Source organism: uncultured Limnohabitans sp. (assembly GCF_937889215.1).
Classification (GTDB): Bacteria; Pseudomonadota; Gammaproteobacteria; order Burkholderiales; family Burkholderiaceae_C; genus Limnohabitans_A.
Genome location: NZ_CALBEX010000415.1, coordinates 1 through 6366, shown reverse-complemented (window position 1 = coordinate 6366; position 6366 = coordinate 1). Strand labels below are relative to the sequence as shown.

Genomic DNA, 6366 nt, shown 5'->3' with positions numbered 1-6366 from the left:
AGCGGGATACAGGCCCAGTACCGCGTTGGCCGTGACCCAACGACCATCGATGATTTTTTTGAGCATGGCCTGGCCATCGGCCAACACCTTGCGCGCCTGATCGCCCACCACTTCGTCATCCAGGATGGCGGGGAAAGGCCCCGCCAAATCCCAAGTCTGGAAGAACGGACCCCAGTCGATGTACTGCGCGATTTCGGCCAGGTCGTAGTTTTTGAACACGCGTCGGCCTATGAACTTGGGCGCAGCGGGCACGCCTTGGGTCCAGTCGATGGGCGTCTTGTTGGCGCGGGCTTGCGCCAACGTCCACATCGGCGTTTGCTTTTTGTTAGCGTGCAGCTCGCGCACCTTGTCGTAATCGGCGCTCAGGTCAGCGATGAATTTGGCGGCTTGCTCAGACAACAAGCCTTGCGCAACACCCACGCTGCGCGAAGCGTCGGGCACATAGACCACCGGGCCACTGTAATGTGGCGCGATCTTTACGGCGGTGTGCACGCGGCTGCAGGTGGCACCACCAATGAGCAGCGGCATCTGGCGCTCGCGGAAGTACGGGTCTTTTTCCATCTCACTGGCCACGTACTGCATCTCTTCGAGGCTGGGCGTGATCAGGCCCGACAGGCCAATGATGTCGGCGTTTTCTGCTTTGGCTTTGGCCAGAATTTCGTGACAGGGCACCATCACGCCCATGTTGACCACTTCAAAGTTGTTGCACTGCAAGACCACGGTAACGATGTTTTTGCCGATGTCGTGCACATCGCCCTTAACAGTAGCAATCACGATCTTGCCCTTGGCTTTGACGTCTTGGCCCGCCGCTTCTTGCGCGAGTTTTTCAGCCTCGATGTAGGGCAGCAAATGCGCCACGGCCTGCTTCATCACGCGAGCGCTTTTGACGACCTGCGGCAAGAACATCTTGCCTTGGCCGAACAGGTCACCGACCATGTTCATGCCGTCCATCAACGGGCCTTCGATCACATGCAGCGGACGACCGCCCTTGGCCAAAATCTCTTGGTAGGCCTCTTCAGTGTCGTCGCTGATGAAGTCGGTGATGCCATGCACCAGCGAATGGCTCAAACGCTGCGCCACGCGCACAGGTGCATCGGGCGTGCCGCGCCAGGCCAGCTTGGTGCTCTCGTCTTTGGCCGCGCCCTTGGCACTGTCGGCCACTTCCACCAAGCGCTCGCCCGCATCAGGGCGGCGGTTCAGCACCACGTCTTCGACACGCTCGCGTAAGTTCGGCTCCAGATCGTCGTACACGCCAACCATGCCCGCGTTGACGATGCCCATGTCCATGCCCGCCTGGATGGCGTGGTACAGGAATACGGTGTGGATCGCTTCACGCACCGGGTCGTTGCCACGGAATGAAAAGCTCACGTTCGACACACCGCCCGACACCTTGGCACCCGGCAGGTTGGTTTTGATCCAGCGCGTGGCATTGATGAAGTCCACCGCGTAGTTGTTGTGCTCTTCGATGCCGGTGGCGATGGCAAAAATGTTGGGGTCAAAAATGATGTCTTCTGGCGGGAAGCCCACCTCGTCCACCAGCACGCGGTAAGCGCGCTCGCAAATCTCGATTTTGCGTTCGTAGATGTCGGCCTGGCCTTTTTCGTCGAACGCCATGACCACGGCGGCAGCACCGTAGCGCTTGACCAACTTGGCTTGGCGCTTGAATTCGTCTACGCCCTCTTTCATGCTGATCGAGTTGACGATGCCCTTGCCCTGAATGCAGCGCAGACCGGCTTCGATCACCGTCCATTTGGACGAATCCACCATCACCGGCACACGGGCGATGTCGGGCTCACCGGCCATCAGGTTCAAAAATCGCACCATGGCCGCCTGACTGTCGAGCATGGCTTCGTCCATGTTGACATCGATCACCTGCGCGCCGTTCTCGACCTGTTGGCGCGCCACGGCCAAGGCCTGCTCGTACTCGCCGTTCAGGATCATGCGGGCAAAGGCCTTGGAGCCGGTCACGTTGGTGCGCTCGCCCACGTTGACAAACAGCGACCCGGTGCCGATGGAGACAGGCTCCAGACCGGACAACTTCATGGGGGGAACGGAAAGGATTTCTGGGGCAACAACAGACACGGACTCACCTTGGGCTAACAGGTGAGCGTGGTTGTGCACAATGTTTCTGGATCAGAACAGCCCCAAGCCTGACCTGCTGCGCCTTGGCGGCGGCGGGCTGCAACGCTCCTTGGGGAAGTGCAGATTTTAACCGGGCCACCCATCACTTTTGGATATGCGAGTTTTGTAAGCAAGGCCTGCGCGAAGTGCTCGTGGCTTGGCAACGGCCCCGTCATCCTCTTCACCAGGAAAGCCTTACTGTTCTGCGTTCTCTTCGGTGACCTTGAGTTGGCTCAAATCCACACCTTGGCATTGGCTGATGAGTTCGGCACTGGTGTTGATTTGGAACTTTTGGTAGATGGTGGCGCGGTGTTTTTTGGCCGTACCCGGCTGTATTCCAGTGACTTCGGCAATGCCTTTGTTGGTGAGCCCCTGAACAATCAGCATGAAGATTTCCTGCTCTCGCGCTGACAATGTCTCAAAAGAACGCCTGAGCACATCGGTCTTGACGAACTCATGGTTCCTTTGACGGTCCATTTCAAGCGCCTTGTCCACCACCTGACACAGCTTTTCACGGTTGAACGGCTTGAGCAGAAAATCCACTGCGCCCATGCGAAAGGCTTCAATGATTTCGTCCTTGTCGCTTTCCCCACTGATGAAAATGATCGGCGTTTTGCGGCACAAAGACTCCATGCGCAGCTGCAACTCCAAGCCGTTGATGCCTGGCATGCGCATGTCCAACAACAAAACCGCCGGCGAGATGTCCATCGCGTTGTCGAGAAACGCATTTGCATTGTCAAAAGTGTCAACGGTATAACCCAACATGATCAACATGTCGCTGAGGTAAAAGCGCATGTCGTGGTTGTCGTCGACCAAAAATATGTGGCCCAGTCGTTTTTTCATAAAGTATCAATTTGGAATTTACCAAATAATTTATCAAATATGCCAATTTATGTAATTACCCAATTGGGTAATTTATGCAGAACTTTTACAACCTCTCGAAAGACTCTAAAGATGTCAGGCGTGTTCCGCCAAGTCGCACTGTGCCTGCGTGGCTGATATTTTCAAGCCCAGAACTTGAGCAGCCACGCTTTCTTCAAGCTTGCTCAGGCCTGAAAAAGTGGCTGAAATCTTGGCGCAAAAAAGCGGGTGGCCTTCCCGGCACGCGCAAGTGCCGGGTGGCTCTATCAACTGGCTTTACACGATGCGGGCAGGTATTTGAGCGGCAAACCGTTGCTGGTGGAGGGGCCGCAGCGCCAGCTGGCAATCGGCTTGCCACCGTCGGTGCTGCCGCTGACCGGGGTGCTAGCCGTTTGCAGGGGCGTTAAAGAAATGCTGTTAGCAGAAGCACTGGTGCTGCCGCGCAGGGCTTCGTGGTTGCCGACCACGGTGATCACGCCATTCGCATCGGCGCTGATCTGGATGACATATTGGCTGGTTTGGCTCTCGCAAACTTTGGGCAAAGTGGCAGACACATCGGCTTGGGACGCCGAGCTGATGGCCTCGTTGACCGCTGTCTTGCACCCCCCAGCCGCCAGCAGCATTTCAGACGCTTTGGCGCGAATGCTGTAATCCTGATAAGCCGGAAGCGCCAAGGCACCCAAAATGCCAATGATCGCAATGACGATCATCAGCTCAATCAAAGTCAAACCTTGCTGTCTTGTGTACATGGAATTCTCCCCCTGTTATTTGGGTATCGATGGTAATCCATGCATTCCCCAAAACGCCAGTGACAATTGCGCACCAACGCCTGATGGGCGTCAGGCGGCTTCCTGTGCCGAGGGTCGGCGCGCCATGATGAACTTGCCCAGAGCCAGCACCAGCAAAGCACCGGCCACACCCATGCCGTAACCCCAGACTTTGTCTTGCGGTAAATAAGCCACCAAGCCCGGATCGGTTTGCGTCATGGTGCCCGCAATCCAGCCCAGCAGCATGCCGCCGGCGGTGATGATCATCGGGAACCGGTCCATCAACTTGAGCACCAACTGGCTACCCCAGACAATGATCGGGATGCTGACCAGCAAACCGAAGATGACCAGAGGCATCTGGTGGTCGGCGTTGCCCGAAGTCTGGGCAGCACCGGCGATGGCGATCACGTTGTCCACGCTCATGACCAAGTCGGCAATGATCACGGTTTTGACCGCGCCCCAGAGCTTGTCACTGCCTTGGATGTTGCTGTGGTCATCGTCTGCATCAGGGGTGAGAAGCTTGACCCCAATCCAGATGAGCAAAAGCGCCCCCACAAACTTGAGGAAGGGGATCGCCAGCAAGGTGAGCGCGAAAAAGATCAGGATCACGCGCAACACGATGGCACCGGCCGTGCCCCACAAAATCCCTTTGGTCCGCTGGTGTTCAGGCAGCTGGCGGCAAGCCAGCGCGATCACAACCGCGTTGTCACCCCCCAGCAAAATGTCGATCATGATGATCTGGCCAACAGCAAACCAGAAATGGGCGGTAAGAAATTCTTCCACGGCGATACCTTTCACCCACGGCAAGGCGGGCCTATATACGAATACCAAAAATGAAGCCGGATTTTCCCTCAGAAAATCCGGCTTTTGTATTGTGGCAAACCACACCCCACCTGCGGGCAGGGTTGCTCACCTGGCTTTGAAGGCGTTTACTTCAGCTGAGCCTTGAGCAATTTGCCCAATTCAGACGGGTTGCGTGTGACGATGAAGCCGCACTCTTCCATGATGGCCAGCTTGGCATCGGCCGTGTCGGCGCCGCCAGAAATCAAAGCACCTGCATGGCCCATGCGCTTGCCGGGAGGGGCAGTCACACCGGCGATGAAGCCCACAACAGGCTTCTTCATGTTGGCTTTGCACCACATGGCGGCTTCGGCTTCGTCTGGACCGCCGATTTCGCCAATCATGATGACGGCGTCGGTGTCTGGATCGTCGTTGAAAGCTTGCATGACTTCGATGTGCTTCAAACCGTTGATCGGGTCGCCACCGATACCGACGGCGCTGGACTGGCCCAAACCCACTTCGGTCAACATCGCCACGGCTTCATAAGTCAAGGTACCCGAGCGGGACACCACGCCAATCCGGCCTTTGCGGTGGATGTGACCGGGCATGATGCCGATCTTGATTTCGTCGGGGGTGATCAAACCGGGGCAGTTGGGGCCGAGCAACAAAGTGCGCTTGCCGCCAGCGGCTTCTTTGGCCTTCATCTTGTTGCGCACTTCGAGCATGTCACGCACTGGAATGCCTTCGGTGATGCAAATCGCCATGTCCAGGTCGGCTTCGACAGCTTCCCAGATCGCAGCGGCTGCGCCAGCTGGGGGCACGTAGATCACGGACACAGTCGCGCCAGTTTGGGTGGCGGCTTCCTTAACGGAGGCGTAAATTGGGATGTTGAAGATGGACTCGCCAGCCTTCTTGGGGTTCACACCCGCGACGAAGCAGTTCTTGCCGTTCGCGTATTCCTGGCACTTCTCAGTGTGGAACTGACCGGTCTTGCCGGTGATGCCTTGGGTGATGACTTTGGTGTCTTTGTTGATGTAGATGGACATGTTTGTTCCTAATCAGTTGAGGACAGAGCTAAAGATCTGTCCCCAAAGTCATTATTTAACGGCTGCAACAATAGCGGTCGCGGCTTCGGCCATGGTGTCGGCAGAGATGATCGGCAGACCGGATTCGGCCAGCATCTTCTTGCCCAGCTCGTCGTTGGTGCCCTTCATGCGCACGACCAGTGGCACGGACAGGTTCACGGCCTTGCAAGCGGTGATCACGCCGGTGGCGATGGTGTCGCACTTCATGATGCCGCCGAAGATGTTGACCAAAATGCCTTTGACATTCTTGTTGGACAGCATGATCTTGAAGGCTTCGGTGACCTTTTCGGCTGTAGCGCCGCCGCCCACGTCCAGGAAGTTAGCCGGCTCGCCGCCGAACAACTTGATGGTGTCCATGGTGGCCATGGCCAAACCAGCGCCGTTGACCAAGCAACCGATGTTGCCGTCCAGGCTGATGTAGGCCAGGTCGAACTTGGAAGCTTCCACTTCAGCTGGATCTTCTTCGTCCAAATCGCGATAAGCCACGATTTCGGGGTGACGGAACAGGGCGTTGGCGTCGAAGTTGAACTTCGCGTCCAAGGCCATCACGTTGCCCTTGCTGTCGCGGTTCAGCGGGTTGATTTCCACCAACGACGCGTCAGTGTCCATGTAGCACTGGTACAGCTTTTTGAAGATATCCACGGCCTGAGCAGTGGAATCTGCTGGCATGCCGATGGCGTCAGCGATCTTCTTGGCTTGTTCGTCACCCAGACCGGTCAGCGGATCGATGAACTCGGTGATGATTTTCTCGG

The 6366-nt window shown here is 56.9% G+C and carries 6 protein-coding genes and 1 riboswitch; all 6 genes read right to left on the bottom strand.

Features of this window, described 5'->3' with window-relative positions; translation table 11 throughout:
- Positions 1 to 2043 (bottom strand): dihydropteroate synthase (locus Q0341_RS10555; protein WP_299512996.1); only part of this gene is annotated, 2043 nt, incomplete at its 3' end.
- 55 nt (positions 2044 to 2098) lie between these two features.
- Positions 2099 to 2199, bottom strand: a riboswitch (S-adenosyl-L-homocysteine riboswitch).
- Positions 2200 to 2316: 117 nt separating this feature from the next.
- Positions 2317 to 2964 carry a response regulator gene (locus Q0341_RS10550; RefSeq protein WP_299512995.1) on the bottom strand — a complete coding sequence of 216 codons (648 nt, stop codon included), beginning with the start codon at positions 2962 to 2964 and terminating at the stop codon, positions 2317 to 2319.
- Between the two features lie 284 nt (positions 2965 to 3248).
- A complete protein-coding gene (locus Q0341_RS10545) occupies positions 3249 to 3731 on the bottom strand; it encodes a pilin (protein ID WP_299512994.1) in 483 nt (160 codons plus the stop codon).
- A gap of 90 nt (positions 3732 to 3821) precedes the next feature.
- Positions 3822 to 4532 carry a TerC family protein gene (locus Q0341_RS10540; protein ID WP_299512993.1) on the bottom strand — a complete coding sequence of 237 codons (711 nt, stop codon included), beginning with the start codon at positions 4530 to 4532 and terminating at the stop codon, positions 3822 to 3824.
- Between the two features lie 146 nt (positions 4533 to 4678).
- The gene (gene sucD / locus Q0341_RS10535) at positions 4679 to 5575 is read right to left on the bottom strand and encodes a succinate--CoA ligase subunit alpha (RefSeq protein ID WP_108413477.1); all 897 of its coding nucleotides are present in this window, start codon (positions 5573 to 5575) and stop codon (positions 4679 to 4681) included.
- Positions 5576 to 5626: 51 nt separating this feature from the next.
- Positions 5627 to 6366: ATP-grasp domain-containing protein (locus Q0341_RS10530; RefSeq protein WP_366522766.1), on the bottom strand; the 740-nt coding region annotated here is incomplete at its 5' end.

Excerpts from the sequence above, each read along its gene's own strand:
- Q0341_RS10550 (WP_299512995.1), bottom strand. The coding sequence starts at position 2,964 with ATGAAAAAACGACTGGGCCACATATTTTTGGTCGACGACAACCACGAC.
- Q0341_RS10545 (WP_299512994.1), bottom strand. The coding sequence starts at position 3,731 with ATGTACACAAGACAGCAAGGTTTGACTTTGATTGAGCTGATGATCGTC.
- sucD (WP_108413477.1), bottom strand. The coding sequence starts at position 5,575 with ATGTCCATCTACATCAACAAAGACACCAAAGTCATCACCCAAGGCATC.